Consider the following 21,295-nt stretch of genomic DNA (forward strand, 5'->3'; position numbering starts at 1 on the left):
CATGGTCCCTCCGCTTCCGGACGGGCGGAAGCGGGGGAGCGCCGGCAGCCGGGTCCGTCAGGCCCGTGCGCATCGGGCGGACTAGCAGGAACATGGGGGTGTACAGGACGGCACCCGGATGGCACCCATGGATCCAGCGCGAGACGAGCCCGACGGGCCGGCGCCCGAGGCACCGCGCGATCTCCTCGACGCGTCCAGCGACGCGGCCGCGGTCGTCACCGCTCAGGGGGTCGTGCTCGGCTGGACCCGTGCCGCCGAAGCGCTGCTCGGCCACCCTGCCGCCGACATGGTCGGCACCTCCGCCGCCCGTCTGCTGGCCGTCCCCCGGGACCCGGCACGGGTGGCCGGCGTGGTGCAGCGCTGCCGGGCCGGCATGGGGTGGAACGGCCTGGTCCCGCTGCGGCACCGCGACGGCCGGTCCGTCGACGCGGACCTGCGGGTCTCCGCGTCCTTCCGGGTCGGCGCGAGCGAGTGCTTCCTGCTTTCGGCGCGGGAGCGGCGCCAGCAGTGGATGATCGGTCAGTCGATGCTCGACGGGTTCCTCACCCGCTCCCCGGTGGGCATGGCGGTGATGGACCGGGAGCTGCGCTACGTGTGGCTCAACGACACCCTCGAACGCTTCGGCGGCGTGCCGCGCGAACAGCGGCTCGGGCGGCGGCTGAGCGAGCTGCTGCCGGGGCTGCAGGCCGCCACCCTCGAAGGGCTGATGCGCAAGGTCCTGCACAGCGGAGTCCCGGTCACCGACTACGAGTACCTGGGCTGGAGCTGGGCCGACCCGCACCGTCAGCGCGCGTACTCCACGTCCTTCTTCCCCCTGGTGGACGCGGGAGAGACGGTCACCGGGGTCTGCTACATGGTTCAGGACGTCACCGAGCGCTGGACCGCGCGGCGGCTGCTGACGCTGGTCAACGAGGCCGGCACCTGCGTCGGCACCACCCTCGACGTCATGCGGACGGCCCAGGAACTCGCCGACTTCGCGGTACCGCGGTTCGCGGACTTCGTCATCGTCGACCTCCTGGAGCCCGTCCTGAGCACCGAGGGGCACGGCGCGTGGCTGACGGACGCCGGGCCCGCCTCCGCCCAGCCGGTGCTGCGGCGCGCCGGGATGAGCTCGGTGCGGGAGGGCTGTCCCGAGGCCGTGGTGCGGATCGGGGAGAAAGCGGGCTTCCTGCCCCCGACACACGATCTGCGCCTGCTCATCGACGGTGAACCGATCCTGCTCCCGGTCATCGACCCCTCGGCCAAGGAGTGGGTCACAGAGGAGCCCGAACGGGCCCAGAGGATCCACGAGTTCGGCCTGCACTCGCTGATCTCCGTACCGATGCGGGCACGCAACACCGCGCTCGGCATCACCACCTTCCTGCGCTCCCTCAACCCGGTCCCCTTCCAGCCGGACGACGTGCTGCTGGCCCGGGAAGTGGTGGCCCGGGCGGCGCTGTGCGTCGACAACGCCCGCCGCTACACCCGCGAACACACCGCGGCGGTGACCCTGCAGCGCAGTCTGCTGCCGCAGGCCCTTTCCGGCGGAACCGCGCTGGAGGTGGCCTCCGCCTATCTGCCGGCCGACCCCACGGACGGTGTGGGCGGCGACTGGTTCGACGTGATCCCGTTGTCCGGGGCCCGGGTCGGTCTCGTCATCGGCGACGTGGTGGGCCACGGCATCACTGCCGCTGCGGCCATGGGCCGGCTGCGCACGGCGGTGCAGACCCTCGCCGACATGGAACTGCCGCCCGACGAACTGCTGGCCCACCTCGACGACCTCGTCCTCCGGCTGAGCGCCGAGAAGACCGACGGCGGGCCGGCCCAGGGAAGCATGACCGCCTTCCTCGGGGCGACCTGCCTGTACGCCGTCTACGACCCGGTCACCGGTCGCTGCACCATGGCCCGCGCCGGACACCCGCCGCCCGTCGTGGTCGCACCCGACGGCCGGGTCTCCTTCCCCGAGCCGCCGGCCGGACCACCGCTGGGACTCGGCGCCATGGCGTTCGAGGCCACCGAGATCGAACTCGCCGAGCACAGCCTGATCGGCCTCTACACCGACGGTCTCACCGAGGGGTCCGACGGCGACATCGAGCACGGCATGTCCCGCCTGGCCGCGGCGCTCACCCGCTCCGACACCGACCTGCCCACGCTGTGCACATCCGCGGTGCAGCAGCTCGTCCCCGGACCGCAGCCCGACGACATCGCCCTGCTCCTGGCCCGCACCCACACCCTGGGCGCGGACCATGTCGCCTCCTGGGACGTGCCCGTGGACCCGGCCGCCGTCGCCGACCTCCGCGCGCGGGCCACCCGCCAGGTGGAGGACTGGGGGCTGCGGGACCTCGCCATGACGACGGAACTCGTCGTCAGCGAACTGGTCACCAACGCGATCCGCTACGCGGAGCCGCCCATACGTCTGCGACTGATCCGCGACACCAAGCTGACCTGCGAGGTCGCCGACTCCAGCAGCACGGCTCCCCGCCTGCGACACGCCCGCAGCACGGACGAGGGCGGACGCGGCCTCTTCCTCGTGGCCCAACTGACCGGCCGCTGGGGCGCCCGCTACACACCGCAAGGAAAGATCATCTGGGCGGAGCAGGAAATTCCGTGAGGCGGGGTCCGTCCGCGGGTCGTGCTCCGGCCGCGATGAGGACCTCTGCGGTCTCGGCATGGCGGCCGTGGTTCGCCCAGTCGAGGGCCGCCCAGCCCCTTCCGCCGTCCTCACGGAGGTTGGGGTCGGCTCCGTGCGCCAACAGTTCACGCACGGTCCCGCTGTGCCCCCCGCACGAGGCTGCGCACAGGGGTGTGCCCTCCGCGCCGACTCCGCGGCTCTCCCCGTTCGGGGCGGCACCTGCGGTCAGGAGCAGGCGCGCGATCTCGGACTGCCCCTGCACGGACGCCAGATACAGAGGGGTGGTGCCGTCGCCGTCCGCTCGGTCCGGGTGCGCGCCCACGCGCAGCAGGGCCGCCACCCGTGCCGGGTCAGCGGCCAGTATCGCCGCGAAGAGGTGACGGGAAAGCTTCTTCTGCCGCCGCTGTTTCACGATCGGCGAGCTTAGCGATCTTTGGCCTCCTGCATGGGGTCGAGCACTGCACAATCCCTGTACGAGATACCGGACTTGAGATAGCGTCGCCCTGCCCCAGCGTATTGAATCGTTTCAAACCGTCTGTGAGGGACGAGGCGCCATGACATCCAGCAACCCATCGGAGCACCCTGTACAACCCGGCCCCCGCCGCCGTACGGTCCTCGCGGCCGGCGCCGGAGCCGTCGCCGTGACCGCCGGGCTTCCCGGGGTGGCCCCGGCGGCGGCCGACACCGGAACGGCCGCCACCACCAGACCCCCGCGCATCGGCACGGGCTGGCAGCACTACGTCCAAGGCCCCGCGTCCCGCACCGTACGGCCCGAGCGTGTCCTCGCCTCGGCCGGTGACGTCCGCAAGCCCGAGGCCCTGCTGAAGCCCGGCGGCGCCAGAACCGTCCTGCGCCGCCCGCAGCCCGCCCCCGCCCCCCGCTGGCCGGAGGGCACCCGGGCCTCGGCGTCCTCCACGCACGCCGGCAACAACGGCAACGACGGTCAGCCGCGCACCTACGACGCCGCCAACGCCATCGACGGCAACCCCGACACCTTCTGGAACGACGACACGATCGCCGCCTTCCCCGACACGCTGACCATCACCCTGCCGCAGCCCCGGAGCATGTCCGGCATCACCGTGATCTCCAACAGCGACGGCGTGCCGACCGACTTCACCGTCGACGTCTGGGTCAACGGCGCCTGGCAGACCGCCGCGACGATCTCCGACAACGATGTCATCCAGCGGGCGGTGCCCTTCACCACGACGGTCTCGACCACCCAGGTCCGCATCACCGTCACCGCCGTCCAGGACACCCCACGCGGGGCGTTCACCCGGATCAACGAGGTCTGGCCCGAGGCGGTCCAACCGGTCGTGCCGCCCAGCGTCACGGTCGACTTCGGCAAGGTCGTCGTGGGGTACCCGCGCGTCCGCTTCACCTCCGCCTCGGACAACTCGCCCGGCGTACGCCTCGCGTTCTCCGAGACCAAGCAGTTCCTCACCGACCGCTCCGACTTCACCCGCTCCGACCAGTCCGGCGTCGCGGCCCAGGGAACCGACCAGTTCGCCGTACCGGCCAAGGGCGCGGACTGGACCGACCGCAAGGGCTTCCAGTCCGGCGACAAGGTCTACGCCGACGGCCTGCACGGCTTCCGCTACCTGCGCATCACACTCGACGCGCCGGCGACCGACGCCCCGGCCGCGCAACCCTGGGGAACCGTCGAAATCGACTCCGTCAGCCTGGACTTCACCGCCTACGTCGGCACCCCGGGCACGTATCGCGGCTGGTTCCTCTGCTCCGACGACGACCTCAACCGCTACTGGTACGGCGCCGCCTACACCAACGAACTCGTCACCGACACCTTCCGCCAGGACGACGTCGACCCGCGCAACGCCTGGACCGCCTCCCTGGAAGGCAAGCTCGTCCTGCACGACGGGGCCAAACGCGATCGCGACCCGTACGTCGGCGATCTCGCCGTCTCCGCCCGGACCCTCTACCTCACCCACGACGACACCGCGGCCGCCGCCCGCAACGTGCTCGCCGACCTCGCCGACCACCAGCGGGCCGACGGCTGGATCCCGCCGGCCTCCATCGCCGCCTACACCCTCCCGCTGTTCGACTATCCACTGTGGTGGATCACCTGCAGCTGGGACTACGTGCTCTACACCGGGGACCGCGCCTACGCCACCCGCTACTACCCCAACCTGCTGAAGGTCCTGGACACCTGGTACCCGAGCGTCACCGACGAGGCCGGACTGCTCAGCAAAGGACTCAACAACACCGGCGGATACGGCGACTACGCCTTCCTCGGACGCACCGGGAGGGTCACCTACTACAACGCCCTCTACGTCCAGGCACTCAGGGACGCCACCCAACTCGCCCGTCTACTGGGGCACCAGGCCGACGCGACACGCTGGACGCAGCGGGCCGACGCCGTGAAGGACGCCATCAACTCCCACCTGTGGGACGCGAGTTCGGGCGCCTATCTCGACTCCGGCACCGGGGCCGTCCGCCACGCCCAGGACGGCAACTCCCTCGCCGTCACCGCCGGCGTCGCCGACACCGACCGCGCGCAGTCCGCGCTCGCCCATCTCGACGCCACCACGAGGCGCCCGTACGGCAACGCCTTCATGGACAACGACACGATCTTCGACGGCGCCTCGCAGCGCGTCTACGCCTTCACGTCGTACCCGGAGATCGTGGCCCGCTTCACCGCCGGACGCGCCGACTCCGCGCTCGACCAGATCCGGCGCACCTACGGATGGATGGACACCCACGACCCCGGCATCACCAACTGGGAGGGCATCGGCCCGGGCGGCTCGCTCTACGAGGCCGCCTACACCAGCATGGCCCACGGCTGGTCCACCGGTGTCCTCCCGGCACTGACCCACCAGCTGCTGGGCGCCCGGCCGACGTCCCCCGGATACGCCACCTGGGAGGTGCGCCCCGAACCCGGCGACGTCACCTGGGCCCAGGGCCAACTCCCCACCCCGCACGGCCCGTTGCGCGTCGCATGGGAGAACTCAGGACGGGTCTTCCGACTGGAGGTGGAGGTCCCGCGGGGGACCCGGGGCACGGTCGCGCTACCGGGGGACAGCGGCCGTCTGACGGTACGGGCCGACGGACGACGGATGTGGGACGGGCACCGCGCGTCGGACGGCACGGTCGGTGTCGAGGACGGGCGCGTCACGATCACCGCACTGGCCCCGGGAACGCACACCGTCACCGCCCGACGGGACGGCTGACCGGGGAAGGCGCGGACACGACGTCCGAAATCCGCCAGGCGCCGAGCCCACCGGCGGAAACAATCGACGTATGACCGTGAACCACCAGGACGGGATCCGCATCGAGCACCGCGGGCACGCCCCGCAGGTCCACCCCACGGCCTACGTGGCACCGACCGCCACGCTGGCCGGCGACGTACGGGTCGGGCCGCGCGCCCGGGTGATGTACGGCGCGGTGCTCGATGCCGAGGGCTCCCGGATCGACATCGGCGAGGCGTCGGTGATCTGCGAGAACGCGGTCCTGCGCGCCTCCGCGGTCGCCGGCGACCAGCCAGTGCTCCTCGGCGACCACGTCTTCGTCGGACCGCACGCCACCCTGCTGGGCTGCGAGGTGGGCCGGTGCGCCTACCTCGCCACCTCGGCGACCGTCCTGCAGGGCGCACGGCTCGGCGCCGGCGCGGTCGTGGCCGTCGGCGCACTGGTCCACGCCCGTGCGGTGCTGCCGGACGAGTTCTTCGTACCCCCGCACACCCTCGCACTGGAGGACCCGGCCCGCGTCCTGGCTCCGGGTGACCCGGGTGTGGCCGAGGCAGTCGCACGGGTCGGCTTCGCCCAGGTCGCCTTCGGCGTCGACGCGGCCTGGACGGACCGGATCAGGCGGTACGAGCGTGTGGCGGAGGTCCGGGTGGCGGAGTTCGGCGCGCATGCGGAGGACAGGACGCTCGACGTCGAATGACGATGCCCGGCGACGGGTCATGGCACTGTAGGTGTCGCAGCCATCGCCGTTCATCGGCGAGTGTCGCCCGTCGTCCCCGAAGGAGGCTGACCGCGTGAACGTGGTGGTCTGGATCGTCGAGGGCACCTGGCCCGCGTGCGTGGACGCCGCGCGCAGACACGCGCTCGAGGACGCGGACGTCGTCCTGCTCCATGTCACCCCGGAGGACCTGCCGAGCGTGGCGCACGGCGCGTTCGCCGGACTGCTGGGCCGGGGACACGCGGAACGCGATCCCGGCACCCGCGTCGAACACCTCGCCGCGGCCTCCGCCGAGCAGCTCCTGCGTGCCGCCGCCGACCGGCTCGGCCGGCCCTGCACCCGCACCGAGCGCACCGGACGCGTCGAACGCGAGGTCGTCGCGGCGGTCGAGAACGCCGATCTGCTCATCCTGGCCCGCGACGGCGACCGTACCCACCTGGGCCCGCACAGCCTCGGCCCCGCCAGCCGCTTCGTCCTGGACCACGCCCCCTGCCCGGTCCTCCTGGTCTGGCCCGAACCCGCCCCCGGCCTGGCCACCATCCCGCCCCCACCGCCGCATCCCCCGCACCACCCGTAGCGTCAGCGGGCCAACCCGTGGAGCACGAGCCAGGGCAGCATGACGGCAGGCAGCGTCAACAGCCATGGTTTGAGCGGGCGTTCACGTCTGAGCGGCACGATCACAGCGGCGATCGCCAGCAGCAATAGCACGAACAGACCGGTGACGACGAGGAGGCCCAGGACCGGACCGCTGTGGTCGATCTGGTCGTACGTGCAGCCGTCCAGGTCCGACCGTTCGAGGTCGTCGAGCCCGCAGTGGCCGTACGCCGCATACCAACGGGCGCACCACACCACGACGACGGTCGGGATCCCGATGAGGAGATGGACCAGCAGCGGTCCGCCGTAGCGACGGATCACCGCAGCGCTCTCCGGGCGCGGAACTCGGTCACGTAACCCGCGCCGATCACGAGCAGGACGGCGCAGACACCGAGGAGCAGGGTCGTCCAGTTCATCCACGTGTAGTTCGGATCGCTGGTGTAGGTGGTGCCGTCGTCGCGGACGCAGTCGAACCGCAGCGGCAGGTACGACGCCTCGTGCCGGACGAGGTGCCGGACCGTGTCGGCGCTGAAGCCGTCCCGGCACGCCGGTGCGGGCACGGAGTCCGCGCCGTCGTTGTAGGCGAGCTGGGAGGCCAGGACGCCGGTGAGGCCCAGGGCGTAGACCGCTGCCGCCGAGGCCGCGGCCAGCCATGCGGCTCGGTGCAGCAGATGGAGCAGCCAGGGCTGGGGGCGGCCCGGCAGTGCCATCGCGAGGAGTGAGACCCCGGCGATCAGCGCGCCCAGGGCGCAGATGGCGAAGACGCCGAGTCCGGCGATCATGAGCCCCCCTGTCCGGCATGATCTTTGTCGGTTCGGGCAACTCCACCAGGCCGGAAGGCGTTGGACTGTGACGGAGGCCACTCCTGCGGTCACAGTGGTGTCACAAGAGCCCGCATGCGCAGCTCGCCCCCGTCCACCGTGCCCCGACTCGCACGCCGAGGAGTTTCCATGAGCACAGCCGTCGTCGTGGGCAGTGGTCCCAACGGTCTCGCGGCGGCCGTCCGGCTCGCACGCGAGGGGGTCGCCGTCACCGTGCTGGAGGCGGCGGACGTCATCGGCGGTGGTACCCGCACCAGCGAGCTCACGCCCGGCCTGCTGCACGACCACTGTTCGGCGATCCACTCGATGGCGGCCGGCTCGCCCTTCCTGCGCACCCTGGGCCTGGAGCGGTTCGGTCTGCGCTGGTGCCTGCCGGAGATCGACTGCGTGCATCCGCTGGACTCGGGAGCGGCGGGCGTGCTGCACCGGTCGGTGCAGCGGACCGCCGAGGGGCTCGGCCGTCCCGACGGTGACCGCTGGGAGCGGCTGTTCGGGCCCCTGGGTGAGCACTTCGACGCGCTGGCCGGGGACTTCCTGAGCCCCCTGACCCGCGTGCCGCGTCACCCGCTGCTGCTGGCCCGCTTCGGTGTCCCGTCGCTGCTGCCCGCCTCCGCGCTGGCGCGGGTGTGGCGTTCACAGGCGGCGCGGGCGCTGTACGGCGGCATCGCCGCACACGCCTTCCGGCCGCTGAACCGCCCGGCCACCGCCGCCATCGGGGTGTCGATCATCGCGTCCGGGCACCGGTACGGCTGGCCGGTGGCGGCGGGCGGCTCGCGCGCGATCAGCGATGCCCTGGCGGGTCTGCTGGGAGCGCTGGGCGGCCGGATCGAGACCGGTGTCCGGGTGCGGTCGGCGGCCCAACTCCCGCCCGCCGATGTGGTGTTGTTCGACCTGGCACCGGTCGCGGTGGCCGACGTGCTCGGCGACCGGCTGCCGGCCCCGGTCGCCCGCGCCTACCGTCGCTTCCGGCACGGTCCGGGTGCGTTCAAAGTGGACTTCGCGGTCGAGGGCGGGGTGCCCTGGACGCACGAGGCGGCACGGCGGGCGGGAACCGTGCACCTCGGCGGGACCTTCGAGCAGGTCGCCGCCGCCGAGTACGCCCTCCACCTCGGCCGGATGCCCGAGCGGCCGTTCGTGCTGGTCGGACAGCAGTACCTGGCCGACCCGGCGCGCTCCGCGGGAGACGTCCACCCGGTGTGGACATACGCCCACGTGCCCCATGGTTACGACGGCGACGCGACCGAGGCGATCGTCCGGCAGATCGAACGGTTCGCCCCCGGCTTCCGCGACCGGGTCGTCGGCAAGGCGGTGCGCACGCCGGCCGCCTTCGAGGAGTACAACCCGAACTTCGTCGGCGGGGACATCGTCACCGGCGCCAACACCGTCCGCCAACTGCTGGCCCGTCCCCGCCCCGCCCTCGACCCCTATGCCACGGGCGTGCCCGGCATGTTCATCTGCTCGGCCGCCACCCCGCCGGGAGCCGGCGCGCACGGCATGTGCGGAGCGCACGCGGCCGAGTCGGCGCTGCGCCATCTGCGGCGTGCGGGGCGTCGATCGCCCCGGGCGAGGGCACAGGATAGTAGGACGTCCGAGTAACTGTGCTGCTCCTCACATGCCGCCCTCCGGGCCCCGATTACTAGGACGTCCTACTATTTCCTCGTCAGCGCCCGCGACCTGCCCTGGGAAGGCCCCCCGCCATGAGCGATCTGCACCGGCCCGTGCACCCCGTCCGTCTGGTCACGGCCTCGGCCCTGTTCGACGGGCATGACGCCTCGATCAACATCATGCGGCGCATCTTCCAGTCCCAGGGCGCCGAGGTGATCCACCTCGGCCACAACCGCTCCGTACAGGAGGTCGTCGACGCGGCCCTCGAAGAGGACGCCCACGGCGTGGCGGTCTCCTCCTACCAGGGCGGGCATGTCGAGTACTTCGAGTACCTGGTGCAGTCGCTGCGCGAGCAGGGCGCGGAGCATGTGCGGGTGGTGGGCGGCGGTGGCGGGGTCATCGTTCCCGAGGAGATCGCCCGGCTGCGGGGGAGCGGGGTGACCATCTTCTCCCCGGAGGACGGGCAGCGGATGGGGCTGGCCGGAATGGTCAACACGGTCGTGCGGGACTGCGACTTCGACCTGTGGGACGCCAGGCCGGCCGACGTCGCCGCCGTGCTGGCCGGTGACCGGTTCGCGATCGCGCGTGCCGTCACCGGTGCCGAACTCGGCAAGCTGGACGCGGAGTTCCTGGGGCAGTTGCGCGCCGCGGCCACCGCCCGGACCGTGCCGGTGCTGGGTATCACCGGCACCGGCGGCTCCGGAAAGTCCTCCCTCACCGACGAGTTGGTGCGCCGCTTCCGCGTCGACCAGCAGGACAAGCTGCGGATCGCGGTGATCGCCGTCGACCCGACCCGCCGCCGCGGCGGGGGCGCCCTGCTCGGTGACCGCATCCGGATGAACTCCCTGGACGGCAACCGGGTGTTCTTCCGCAGCCTGGCCACCCGCGGCAGCCGCGAGCTGCCCGAGCACCTCTCCGACGTGATCGACGTGGTGAAGGCCGCCGGGTTCGACCTGGTGATCGTGGAGACGCCGGGCATCGGCCAGGGCGACGCGGCGATCGTGCCCTTCGTCGACACCTCGCTGTATGTGATGACGCCGGAGTTCGGCGCCGCCTCCCAGCTGGAGAAGATCGACATGCTCGACTTCGCCGACGTGGTGGCGATCAACAAGTTCGAGCGGCGCGGCGCGAAGGACGCGATGCGGGACGTGGGCCGCCAACTGGTGCGCAACCGTGAGGCGTTCGGCAAGCGGCCGGAGGACATGCCGGTCTACGGCACCTCCGCGGCGACCTTCAACGACGACGGCGTCACCGCCCTGCACCAGCACCTGAGGACCGTCCTGGCCGAGAAGGGACTGCCGCTGGTCGAGGGCACGCTGGCGCCGGTCGACGTACGGCACTCCTCCGGCATCCGCCAGGTGGTCCCCGCGGACCGGGTCCGCTACCTCGCCGAGATCACCGAGTCCATCCGTGCCTACCACGCCACCACCGGTCAACTGGCCGACGCCGCACGCCGGGTGCAGCGCCTGGCGGCGGTCGAGGCGGAGCTGGTCGACGCCGGCCTGGACGCCGAGGACGTACGGTCACTGCTGGCCCAGGCGCGGCGGCAGCTGCCGTACGAGATCACGGAGCAGATCCAGAACTGGCCCGCGGTCGTGGCCGCCTACTCCGGCGACGAGCAGGTGGTGAAGGTGCGGGACAAGGAGATCCGCACCAAGCTCACCCGCGAGTCGCTGTCCGGCAACAAGATCCCCCGCGTCGCCCTGCCCCGCTTCACCGACCACGGCGAACTGGTGAGGTTCTGGCGAGCGGAGAACCTGCCGGGCCACTTCCCCTTCACCGCCGGGGTGTTCCCCTTCAAGCGCGACGGCGAGGACCCGGCCCGTATGTTCGCCGGCGAGGGCGACCCCTTCCGCACCAACCGGCGCTTCAAGCTGCTCTCCGAAGGCCAGCCCGCCACCCGCCTGTCCACCGCCTTCGACTCCGTCACCCTCTACGGCCGCGACCCCGACGAACGCCCCGACATCTACGGCAAGGTCGGCACCTCCGGCGTCTCGGTGGCCACCCTGGAGGACATGAAGGCCCTCTACGACGGCTTCGACCTCGTGGCACCCACCACCTCGGTCTCCATGACCATCAACGGGCCCGCGCCGACCATCCTGGCCTTCTTCCTCAACACCGCGATCGACCAGCAGACCGAGAAGTTCCGCGACGCCGAGGGCCGCGACCCGTCCCCCGAGGAAGCGGCCGAGCTGCGCGCGCACGCGCTGGCGACCGTGCGCGGCACCGTGCAGGCCGACATCCTCAAGGAGGACCAGGGCCAGAACACCTGCCTGTTCTCCACCGAGTTCTCGCTTCGGATGATGGCCGACATCCAGGAGTGGTTCATCCAGAACAAGGTCCGCAACTTCTACTCGGTGTCCATCTCCGGCTACCACATCGCCGAGGCCGGCGCGAACCCCATCAGCCAGCTCGCCTTCACCCTGGCCAACGGCTTCACCTACGTCGAGGCCTACCTCGCCCGGGGTATGCACATCGACGACTTCGCCCCCAACCTGTCCTTCTTCTTCTCCAACGGCATGGACCCCGAGTACTCGGTGCTGGGCCGGGTCGCCCGCCGCATCTGGGCGGTGGCGATGAAGGAGAAGTACGGCGCCAACGAGCGCTCGCAGAAGCTGAAGTACCACGTCCAGACCTCCGGACGCTCCCTGCACGCCCAGGAGATGGACTTCAACGACATCCGCACCACCCTGCAGGCGCTCATCGCCATCTACGACAACTGCAACAGCCTGCACACCAACGCCTACGACGAGGCCGTCACCACCCCCACCGAGGACTCCGTGCGCCGGGCCCTGGCCATCCAGCTGATCATCAACCGGGAATGGGGCCTGGCGATGAACGAGAACCCCCTCCAGGGCTCGTTCATCATCGACGAACTGACCGACCTGGTCGAGGAGGCCGTCCTGCAGGAGTTCGAGCGCATCAGCGAACGCGGCGGTGTGCTCGGCGCGATGGAGACCGGCTACCAGCGCGGACGCATCCAGGACGAGTCGATGCTGTACGAGCAGCGCAAGCACGATGGCTCGCTGCCCCTGATCGGCGTCAACACCTTCCGCAACCCGCACGCCGACACCGCCGAACCGGCCGTCGTCGAACTCGCCCGCGCCACCGAGGAGGAGAAGCACTCCCAGCTGGGGCGTGTCCAGGACTTCCAGGCCCGCCACCAGGAGCCGGCCCATGCCGCCCTGGCCGCCCTGAAGGACGCGGCGGTCAGCGGCGACAACGTCTTCGCCGTCCTGATGGACGCCGCCCGGGTCTGCTCCCTCCAGCAGATCACCGACGCGTTCTTCGAGGTGGGCGGACAGTACCGCCGTAACGTCTGACGGTCACCGATGCGAGGTCGGCCGCATGCCATCGCGTGCCGGTGGAACACGGCAGTTCTCGGCGCGGCCCGTGGGAGGGCGGCAGGACGGAGGACGGCATGTCGGTCGATCTCGTGGGGTTCGTCGGGGTGGTGCTGCTCGCCTACCTGGTGCCGGGTCCCGACTTCCTGGTCATCGTCCGAGCGTCCGTCCGGCGACGCGCACTGGGCAGGGCGGCGGCTCTCGGCGCCCAGACAGGGCTGTGTGTGCACATGTGCGCGGCCGTCCTGGGACTGTCCGTCCTCGCGACCCGGTTCGCGTACGCCTTCACCGTGATCAAGCTGCTCGGGGCCGCCTATCTGGTGTACCTGGGTGTACGCGCCATGCTCGACGCACGGCGGATGCCGCGGCGCGAGGACGGCCCCCGCCGCGCGACGGACCGGCGTAGCAGCTTCCTGCAGGGCTTTGTGACCAATGCCCTCAACCCCAAGGCGGCGCTGTTCTTTCTCAGCGTCCTGCCCCAGTTCGTGGACCGCGACGGTCCGCCGGCCGGGCAGATCCTTCTCCTGGGCGTGGCCGACATCGTCCTCGGCATCGGCTACTGGCTGGCCCTGGTGACGGTCGCGGCCCGGCTGCGGTCCGTGCTGGAGCGCCCGGCCTGGCGACGCCGCTGGGAGCGGATCACCGGTGGCCTCCTCATCGCCATCGGGTTCGGGGTCGCGGCGACGGAGTGACCGTCACCGCCGGCCCTCAATGCGACTCGCGGCTGACCGCCGAGCCGCTGGAGCCGACCAGGAAGTCCAGGTCGGCTCCGGTGTCGGCCTGCAGGACGTGGTCGACGTAGAGGCGTTCCCAGCCGCGTCCGGGATTGGCGAAGCCGGTGACGGTGGCCTTGCTCGGGGTGCGGCGGGCGAGTTCCTCGGCCGGTACGTCCATGTCGATGCGCCGGGCCGGGACGTCGAGGGTGATGACGTCCCCGGTGCGGACGAGCGCGAGGGGGCCGCCCGCCGCGGCTTCCGGAGCCACGTGCAGGACGACCGTGCCGTACGCCGTACCGCTCATCCGGCCGTCGCAGACGCGGACCATGTCGCGGACGCCCTGGGCGAGGAGCTTCCTGGGCAGCGGCATGTTCGAGACCTCGGGCATGCCCGGGTAGCCCTTGGGGCCGCAGCCGCGCAGGACCAGGACGGAGTCGGCGTCCACGTCGAGGCCGGGGTCGTCGATGCGGGCGTGGAAGTCCTCGATGGAGTCGAAGACGACCGCGGGGCCGCGGTGGCGCAGCAGGTGCGGTGAGGCGGCCGCCGGTTTGACGAGCGCGCCGTCGGGGGCGAGGTTGCCGCGCAGGACGGCGATACCCCCTTCGGCGACGAGGGGTTCGGCGCGGGTGCGGATGACCTCGCCGTCCCAGATCGGCGCCTCGTCGAGGTAGTGGACCAGCGGCTCGCCGGTGACGGTCAGCGCGTTGGGGTCGAGCAGGTCGCGGACCTCGCGCAGGACGGCGAGGAGGCCGCCGGCGCGGTGGAAGTCCTCCATCAGGAAGCGGCCGGCGGGCTGGAGGTCGACCAGGACGGGGACGCGCGAGCCGATGCGGTCGAAGTCGTCGAGGGTCAGCTCGACGCCCAGCCGGCCCGCGATCGCGAGGAGATGGACGACGGCGTTCGTGGAGCCGCCGATCGCGGCCAGCGCCACGATCGCGTTGTGGAAGGAGGCCTTGGTCAGGAAGGTCGACGGCCTGCGGTCGGCGCCGACCAGCTCCACGGCCAGCCGGCCGGTGTGGTGCGCGGCCTGCAGCAGTCGGCTGTCGGGCGCGGGGGTTCCGGCGACGCCGGGTACGACGGTGCCCAGGGCCTCGGCCACCAGCGCCATCGTGGAGGCGGTGCCCATGGTGTTGCAGTGCCCGCGGCTGCGGATCATCGCGGACTCGGAGCGGGTGAACTGCTCCTGGGTGAGCGTCCCGGCGCGGACCTCCTCCGACAGCCGCCACACATCCGTACCGCAGCCCAGCGGACGCCCGCGGAAGGTCCCGGTCAGCATCGGGCCGCCCGGCACGACGACCGCGGGCAGGTCCACCGACCCGGCGGCCATCAGCAGGGACGGGATCGTCTTGTCGCAGCCGCCCAACAGCACCACGCCGTCGACGGGGTTGGCCCGGAGCATCTCCTCCGTGGCCATCGCCGCCATGTTGCGCCAGAGCATCGCCGTCGGACGCACCTGGGTCTCACCCAGCGACACCACCGGCAGATCCAGCGGGATGCCGCCCGCCTCGTGGACACCGTCACGGACCGAGGCCGCGACCTCGTCGAGATGCGCGTTGCACGGGGTCAGATCCGAGGCGGTGTTGGCGATGGCGATCTGCGGCCGGCCCGAGAACGCGTCCTCGGGCCCGCCACGGCGCATCCACGCCCGGTGGATGTAGGCGTTGCGGTCCTGACCCTCGTACCACTGGGCGCTGCGGAGCGTCACCCTCGAGCCCCTTCCGGCAGTCGACACACAGGTCTAATCTGTGGAACACCATGGAGCATACGCAGACCGATGAGGGATCGACAGACCCCGACCAAGACGGCTCCGAGCGCGTCGGCGGTGCTCGGCTGGTGGGGTCGGACCGGGTGCTCGCGGTCCTCAAGCAGCTCGCCCGGCATCCCGAGGGCGTGGGCCTGGAGGAACTGACCCGGGCGATGGGCAGCCCGAAGCCCACCGTGCACCGGGCGCTGGCCGCCCTGCGCCGGGCCGGATTCGCCGGTCAGGACGGGCGCGGCCACTATCTGCTCGGCGACGAGTTCCTGCGCATGGCCTTCGCCCATCACGAAGCGCGCCCGGAACACGTCCGCATGCGGCCGGTGCTGGAGGCGCTGGCCGCCCGCTTCGGCGAGACCGCGCACTACGCCGTCCTCGACGGCCGCGAGGTCGTCTACCGCGCCAAGGTCGACCCGCCCACCGGCGCCGTCCGGCTGACCTCCACGGTCGGCGGCCGCAACCCCGCCCACGCCACCGCCGTCGGAAAGCTGCTGCTCGCCCACGAGTTGAGGACGCCGGAGGCCGTACGACGGTGGATCGGCGACGCCCCCCTGGAGCGCCGGACATCCCGAACCAGGTGTGAGGCCGAGGAGTTGCACCGCGAGCTGGAGGTAACCCGCACACGCGGTTACGCCCTCGACGACGAGGAGAACGAGGCAGGCGTCAGATGCCTCGCTGTGCCCGTCTACGCCGTCTCACCGACCGCTCCCTCCGGAGCGGTGAGCGTCAGCGCCCTGGCCTACCGGACTCCCTTGCAGACCTTGACGGAAGGGATCGACGACATCCGCAAGCTGCTCGGCCCGCTGAACGGGCCGCACCCGCGATGACCGTCCGCGCCATGCGCGCTTTCGTCCTGACCGCACCGGGGGAGTACGCGGTCCAGGAGGTCCCGGCACCCGTGGCGGCTCCCGGCGAAGTCGTCGTCGACGTCGAGCGGGCCGGTGTCTGCGGCACCGACGCCGAGTTCTTCAGCGGCGCGATGGCCTACCTCCACCAGGGACACGCCGCCTACCCCATGCGCCTGGGCCACGAGTGGGCCGGACGCGTGGCCGCCGTCGGCGACGGGGTCGACCCCGCGTGGATCGGCCGGCGCGTCATGGGGGACACCATGCTCGGGTGCGGCGACTGCCGACGCTGCCGGCGAGGCCACCAGCACGTGTGCGACAAACGGCAGGAGGTCGGCATACGCGGGAACCGGTCCGGGGCGCTGGCCGAGCAACTGGCCGTTCCCGCCACGTCCTTGCACGGGCTGCCGGACTCCGTCGACGCCGAACTCGGGGCGCTGGTGGAGCCCGGCGGCAACGCCCTGCGCGCCGCGCGGGCCACGGGCGCCGGGCCCGGTGACCGGGTTCTGGTGCTCGGGCCGGGGACGATCGGGCTGCTCGCGGCGATGTTCGTCCGGGCCGCCGGGGCCGAGGTGCATCTGATGGGCCGTACCGCCCCGTCCCTCTCCTTCGCCCGCGCACTCGGCTTCGAGCACGTGTGGTGGGAGGACACCGTTCCCGAGCTGCCCTTCGACGCTGTCGTCGACGCCTCCAACGCCGCCCATCTGCCGGGCAGGGCACTGGAGTTGGTCGAGCCGGCCGGACGGCTCGTGTACATCGGTTTGTCCGGTGAACCGAGCCGTGTCGACACCCGCACGCTCGCCCTGAAGGACGTGACCGCGGTGGGCGTGCTGTCCGCGTCCCCGGGACTGGCGGCGACGATCCGGGCCTACGCGGAGCGTCTGGTCGATCCGCGACCGCTCGTCGCGGCGACCGTGGGCCTGGAGTCGGTCGGCGCCGTGCTCGCCGGAGAACGGCCCCCGGAGGCGGGTCCCGGCCCGAAGGTCCTCGTTGATCCACGGCGGGAGGACGCTCGTCCGGCGCACCAGTGAAAGGGGGCTCGTGAGACGTGGTCTCACGTCTCGGCGGGCCTCGCCGCCGCGGCCAGCCCGGACTGCAGACGGCGGGCGACGTCCAGGTGGTCGGCGGTCCAGATGATGCGGACCGCCGTGTCCGTGGCCTTGCCGTCCTCGTCGCTCAGATCGCGCCGCAGGGAGGTGACCAGGCGGGCCTCGGCGGCCGGGTCCGGGGGCATCGGGTCCGGCACCGCGGTGCCGCGGTCCAGGCCCGTCGCCAGATTGCGGTACCAGACGGAGACGTGGTCCGCGGTGCCCATCAGCACCAGTCGTGCGTCCACCCGGTCCGTTCCGTCGGGCTGCTCGCCGGCGCGTTGCCACAGGCCCAGGACGGCGTCCGCGGCGAGCCGCAGTCCGACGACGCCGGTGACGAGGGTGGTCATGTCGGCCAGGGGCACCGGTTTGGCGCCGCGTTCCGCGAGATAGCTGCGGAAGGCGTCGTCCAGGCGCCGAGCCGCGGCCGCCGCCTGGCGGTTCTCCTGTTCCGGGGCCGCGACGGGCGGGGGGCCGCCGGCGCAGCGGCCCACCGCGTACCGCACCGCGCCGGCCAGATAGCGCGCGCTGTCGGTGTAGGCGGCGGCGAGGGCACGGTCGACGGCGGCCGTGGCGCCGCGCGGCCAGAAGAAGAGGCCGACCAGCACGCTCACCCCGCAGCCCAGCGCGATGTCCTCGATCCGCAGCAGCACGATGTGCCAGTCCGGGTGCCGGCCGATGTTGAACAGGATGACCAGTGTGACGGTGAAGGCCGCCTGACCTGCGGCGAAGGAGATGGCGGCGGGTGCGATGCCCGCGACCAGTACGGCGAGGGGCAGCAGGAACCACAGCACGGTGCTGTGGTCGCCGATGAGCTGGAGCAGCCCGGCGCCGAGGACCGAGCCGACGAGGGTGCCGCCCAGGGCGCGTGCGGCGTTCTGGCCGGTGTTGAGGGCGTTGGAGCGCAGGACCGACAGCGTGCCCAGCAGCACCCAGAAGGAGTGCTCGACGCCGGTGGCGTCGGCGAGGGCGACCGCGACGCCGAGGCCGAGCGCGCCGCGCAGGCTGTTGTGCAGCCAGACGGAGCCGCGCTCGAGGTGCGCGGCGGCCCGCTCGCGCGCCGAGGCCAGCGGCTGGACGACGGTACCGGGTTCGAGGCCCAGCAGCCGCTCCGGCCAGCTGCGGCGCTCGGCGGCCGCGGCCAGGTCCACGTTGCCGGCGATCTGCAGGGTGGCGAACCCCAGTTCCTGCGCGCGGAAGGACAGGTCCAGGGAGCCGAGAAAGTCGCGGATCTCCGCCTCGGTGCCCGGGCGGGGCCGGTGCACCGGCAGCCGGGTGACGGCCCCGTGCTCCATGCCGTCCATGACCTCGCGCAGCTCCGCCGAGGCGGCCCGCAGAGCCGTCGGATCCGACCGTGGGGTGTCCAGGAGATCGGCGGCCCGCTCCAGGACCTCGGCGGCGGATCGGCGTACGCGATGCGCGTCCCGGTCGCAGCCGGCGTTCCCGTCGTCTGGAGGGGTGCTCTCGGCCAGGATGGCACTGAGCCAGGTCAGTTCGTCGACCAGTCGGACGATGGCCCGCGACCCGGTCGACAGGCCGGTCGGCCGGTAGGGCGTGGCGTCGAAGGCGGCGCGCAGCTCGGCGGCCGCGGTGGCGGCGTCGACGGCGGCCGCCCGGCAGTGGGCCGGGCTCGGCGCGTCCGGATCGGCGGCGAGCCGGGACGCGTCGGCGTGCAGCTGTGCGGCGGCCGCGCGGCAGACCCGGGCGGCGGGTGCGCTGAGCGGATCGGCGGTGGGCCGGGGCCACAGCAGGGAGATCGCGGGCAGGGCGGCGGCCGCCGCGAGGCCCGCGCCGGCGAGCCGGTCGGGCAGCTGCGAGAGCGGGCCGGGTGAGGTCACCGGAAGGACGAAGCCCAGCAGCAGTGCCGTCGACGCGCCCGCGAGGACGGAGCTGACCACACCCGCGAACAGCACCAGGAAGCCGACCACCACGGTGACCGTGACCGCCAGCCAGGTCTGCCGGGCCACGAGCGTGCCCAGACAGATCAGCAGCGCCCAGGCCACCGCGAGCCCCACCTGGGCGCGCAGCCGCTGCACCATCGGACCGGTGAACTCCACGAGCAGCAGCATCGAGAACGAGCCGAACGCCGCGAACGTGGCGATCGTCGGCGTGTGCAGCACCTGGCTGCACAGCGCGAACAGGGCCGGCATGACCAGCGCGGTCCGACCCGCCCGGCGCGTCGCCGCCAGCCCCGGATCGTGGTCCCGCAGCCACGCCCCGAGCCGCCCGGCGACCGGGAGACGACCAGGTATCCGCATACGCCCGCACACCTCCCGTCGGCACGACGCCCGCGCGCCCCACAGGTGTCGAGTATGTGCGCCCCGGGACCGCGCCGCCCGCCTTCCGGCCGAAAACGACCGGGCCGCCGGGGCCCTGTTTGCGCCCGTGAGCCGGAGCGGAAGGCGGGCACTCGTACGCGGAGCGATCGGCGAGGGATCCGGAGCGGGCGGCCATGACAGACATCGACACGTTCACCGACCGGCTGAACCCCGACATGTGCGTGGTCACGGCCTCGGCGGACGGGCGGCAGGCCGGGTGTCTGGTGGGGTTCTTCTGCCAGTGCTCCATCCAGCCCGCGCGGTTCGCGGTGTGGATCTCCAAGGCCAACCACACCTACGACATCGCCCGCCGGGCCGACTGCCTCGCCGTCCATCTGCTGACCCGTGAGCAGCACGAGCTGGCGGAGCTGTTCGGCGGACGGACCGGCGACCGGACCGACAAGTTCGCCCGGACACCGTGGACACAGGGGTACGGCGGCTCGGTGATCCTGGACGAGGTCGCGGCGTGGTTCGTCGGCACCGTCGAGAGCCACATCGACGGAGGCGATCACGTCGGCTTCGTCCTGGCACCGGTGCAGTGGGGAGGCGGCACGGACGGTCCACTGCTGAGGCTCCGCGACGCGCTGGACATCGACCCGGGCCATCCGGCCTGAACGTGCCCGGGAGTGGCGGTGTCCTAGGTCCATGTGCCGAGGAAGGTTGGGGCTTGCGGGCAGGGTGGGCCCGCGATCTCACAGTGGGGTGTCCGTCTCCTCGGCCAGTGTCCGCAACAGGCGGTCCTGGAACGCCTGGTCGTGGACCGCGCCGTGCGGTTCGCGCCGTTGGCGGTGGTACCAGTACCCGCCTGTGGTCAGGGCCTCGGGGTCGTCGCTCGTCGCGAGCCACACCTGTGTCTCATGGCCGAGTTCCAGATCGTCGGGCGCGTTCGGCCCGCCCATCTTCGTCGGCACCCAGCCCGGGTCCACCGCGTTGCTCAGCACCCCGGGCCGCAGGCGCGCCACCGCTGCCATGAGCGTCGTGACGAACAGCTTGCTGTCGGCGTACGAGCCCGCACCCCGCCCCCACCAGTCGACCCCGGCGAGCGAGGGGCGCCCGCCGAAGTGCGAGCCGCTGCTGAGGTACACCAGCCGCCGGGGCCCGCGCAGCAGGGCCGTGAGCAGGTACGGCGCGACGATGTTGACCGGCATGACGGCCGGCCCGCTCCACACGCCGGCGTTGTGGACGACCGCGTCGAGCGGCTTCGCGTCGTTCAGCTCGGCGGCGATGTCCCGTACCGCCGCACGATCGGCGAAGTCGCCCACCACGAGCCCGGCTCCGCGCTCGACCAGGACGTCGAGTGCCGCCGCGCGCTCGCGGCTCCGGGCGTGCACCACCACGTCGTGTCCCGCGGACAGCAGCGCTGCGGCCGCGGCCCGCCCCAGACCGTCCGCGGATCCGGTCACCAGGATCCGACTCACGATGGCACCGCCTCTCTGGTGATCGCTCGACCCCGTCCCCCTCATCATCGTCGATCAGGTCAGCGGGGTTCGCGAACCACTGCCACCTCGCCCGGCGGCACGGTGACCGAACCGGTCGCGGGCTTGCCGGAGAGGAGTTCCGTCGCCTCGGGGGAGACGGGGATGCGGGCGGCGCGGTCGGTGTGGTTGATCAGGAACAGGTAGTCGGCGTCCGGGCCGCGGCGCCGGGCCACCTCCACGCCCTCGGGGGCCTCGCGCACC

The 21,295-nt window shown here is 72.3% G+C and carries 17 protein-coding genes; 10 read left to right on the forward strand and 7 right to left on the reverse strand.

From position 1 onward, the window contains the following. Window positions 1-118: 118 nt before the first annotated feature. Window positions 119-2,590, forward strand: coding sequence for a SpoIIE family protein phosphatase (locus ACWCQ1_RS44910; protein WP_451029211.1), 2,472 nt, complete (start codon window positions 119-121; stop codon window positions 2,588-2,590). Here ACWCQ1_RS44910 and ACWCQ1_RS44915 read toward each other — a convergent pair. After that, window positions 2,562-3,023: an ankyrin repeat domain-containing protein gene (locus ACWCQ1_RS44915; protein WP_451029212.1), complete on the reverse strand. Its 462-nt coding sequence runs from the start codon at window positions 3,021-3,023 to the stop codon at window positions 2,562-2,564. The two genes, ACWCQ1_RS44910 and ACWCQ1_RS44915, sit on opposite strands and share 29 nt — an antisense overlap. A gap of 142 nt (window positions 3,024-3,165) precedes the next feature. Between ACWCQ1_RS44915 and ACWCQ1_RS44920 the strand changes: the two genes are divergently transcribed. From ACWCQ1_RS44920 to ACWCQ1_RS44930, 3 genes are all read left to right on the forward strand, one after another. Next, a complete protein-coding gene (locus ACWCQ1_RS44920) occupies window positions 3,166-5,796 on the forward strand; it encodes an alpha-L-rhamnosidase-related protein (protein WP_451029213.1) in 2,631 nt (876 codons plus the stop codon). A gap of 70 nt (window positions 5,797-5,866) precedes the next feature. Then, complete coding sequence (locus ACWCQ1_RS44925) at window positions 5,867-6,511, forward strand: gamma carbonic anhydrase family protein (RefSeq protein ID WP_358607402.1); 645 nt, start codon at window positions 5,867-5,869, stop codon at window positions 6,509-6,511. A gap of 94 nt (window positions 6,512-6,605) precedes the next feature. Continuing rightward, window positions 6,606-7,106 (forward strand): universal stress protein, encoded by a 501-nt coding sequence (locus ACWCQ1_RS44930; RefSeq protein WP_358607405.1) that lies wholly within the window; start codon window positions 6,606-6,608, stop codon window positions 7,104-7,106. A gap of 2 nt (window positions 7,107-7,108) precedes the next feature. Here the strand turns inward: ACWCQ1_RS44930 and ACWCQ1_RS44935 are convergent, their stop codons facing one another. Together ACWCQ1_RS44935 and ACWCQ1_RS44940 are read right to left on the reverse strand one after the other, a co-directional pair. After that, window positions 7,109-7,444 carry a hypothetical protein gene (locus tag ACWCQ1_RS44935; protein ID WP_358607408.1) on the reverse strand — a complete coding sequence of 112 codons (336 nt, stop codon included), beginning with the start codon at window positions 7,442-7,444 and terminating at the stop codon, window positions 7,109-7,111. Continuing rightward, window positions 7,441-7,905 (reverse strand): hypothetical protein, encoded by a 465-nt coding sequence (locus tag ACWCQ1_RS44940; protein WP_358607411.1) that lies wholly within the window; start codon window positions 7,903-7,905, stop codon window positions 7,441-7,443. The genes ACWCQ1_RS44935 and ACWCQ1_RS44940 overlap by 4 nt, the downstream gene beginning before the upstream one ends. Window positions 7,906-8,073: 168 nt before the next feature. Between ACWCQ1_RS44940 and ACWCQ1_RS44945 the strand changes: the two genes are divergently transcribed. The 3 genes from ACWCQ1_RS44945 (at window position 8,074) to ACWCQ1_RS44955 (ending at window position 13,585) form a co-directional block, all read left to right on the forward strand. Continuing rightward, the gene (locus ACWCQ1_RS44945; RefSeq protein WP_451029214.1) at window positions 8,074-9,540 is read left to right on the forward strand and encodes a phytoene desaturase family protein; all 1,467 of its coding nucleotides are present in this window, start codon (window positions 8,074-8,076) and stop codon (window positions 9,538-9,540) included. Between the two features lie 101 nt (window positions 9,541-9,641). Further along, window positions 9,642-12,872 (forward strand): fused isobutyryl-CoA mutase/GTPase IcmF, encoded by a 3,231-nt coding sequence (gene icmF, locus ACWCQ1_RS44950; RefSeq protein WP_451029215.1) that lies wholly within the window; start codon window positions 9,642-9,644, stop codon window positions 12,870-12,872. Between the two features lie 98 nt (window positions 12,873-12,970). Further along, entirely contained in the window at window positions 12,971-13,585 is a 615-nt protein-coding gene (locus ACWCQ1_RS44955) for a LysE family translocator (protein ID WP_451029216.1), read from the forward strand. Between the two features lie 16 nt (window positions 13,586-13,601). Here ACWCQ1_RS44955 and ACWCQ1_RS44960 read toward each other — a convergent pair whose 3' ends face one another. After that, a complete protein-coding gene (locus ACWCQ1_RS44960) occupies window positions 13,602-15,314 on the reverse strand; it encodes an IlvD/Edd family dehydratase (RefSeq protein WP_451029217.1) in 1,713 nt (570 codons plus the stop codon). A 38-nt stretch (window positions 15,315-15,352) separates the two neighbouring features. On the opposite strand from ACWCQ1_RS44960, the gene ACWCQ1_RS44965 reads away from it, so the two are divergent. Both ACWCQ1_RS44965 and ACWCQ1_RS44970 read left to right on the forward strand, forming a co-directional pair. Continuing rightward, on the forward strand, window positions 15,353-16,192 hold the full coding sequence (locus ACWCQ1_RS44965) for an IclR family transcriptional regulator (protein WP_451029221.1): 840 nt from the start codon (window positions 15,353-15,355) through the stop codon (window positions 16,190-16,192). Between the two features lie 11 nt (window positions 16,193-16,203). Next, window positions 16,204-17,241 (forward strand): zinc-dependent alcohol dehydrogenase, encoded by a 1,038-nt coding sequence (locus tag ACWCQ1_RS44970; protein ID WP_451029218.1) that lies wholly within the window; start codon window positions 16,204-16,206, stop codon window positions 17,239-17,241. Between the two features lie 23 nt (window positions 17,242-17,264). On the opposite strand, the gene ACWCQ1_RS44975 is transcribed toward ACWCQ1_RS44970, so the two are convergent. Continuing rightward, entirely contained in the window at window positions 17,265-19,556 is a 2,292-nt protein-coding gene (locus tag ACWCQ1_RS44975; RefSeq protein WP_451029219.1) for an FUSC family protein, read from the reverse strand. A gap of 194 nt (window positions 19,557-19,750) precedes the next feature. Here ACWCQ1_RS44975 and ACWCQ1_RS44980 point away from each other — a divergent pair, with 194 nt between their 5' ends. Continuing rightward, window positions 19,751-20,230: a flavin reductase family protein gene (locus ACWCQ1_RS44980; RefSeq protein ID WP_451029220.1), complete on the forward strand. Its 480-nt coding sequence runs from the start codon at window positions 19,751-19,753 to the stop codon at window positions 20,228-20,230. Window positions 20,231-20,308: 78 nt separating this feature from the next. On the opposite strand, the gene ACWCQ1_RS44985 is transcribed toward ACWCQ1_RS44980, so the two are convergent. Together ACWCQ1_RS44985 and ACWCQ1_RS44990 are read right to left on the reverse strand one after the other, a co-directional pair. Beyond that, window positions 20,309-21,034, reverse strand: coding sequence for an SDR family NAD(P)-dependent oxidoreductase (locus tag ACWCQ1_RS44985; RefSeq protein ID WP_358612382.1), 726 nt, complete (start codon window positions 21,032-21,034; stop codon window positions 20,309-20,311). 59 nt (window positions 21,035-21,093) lie between these two features. Beyond that, window positions 21,094-21,295 (reverse strand): Beta-galactosidase C-terminal domain (locus ACWCQ1_RS44990; RefSeq protein WP_358612379.1); only part of this gene is annotated, 202 nt, incomplete at its 5' end.

The organism is Streptomyces sp. NPDC002144, from assembly GCF_053593695.1.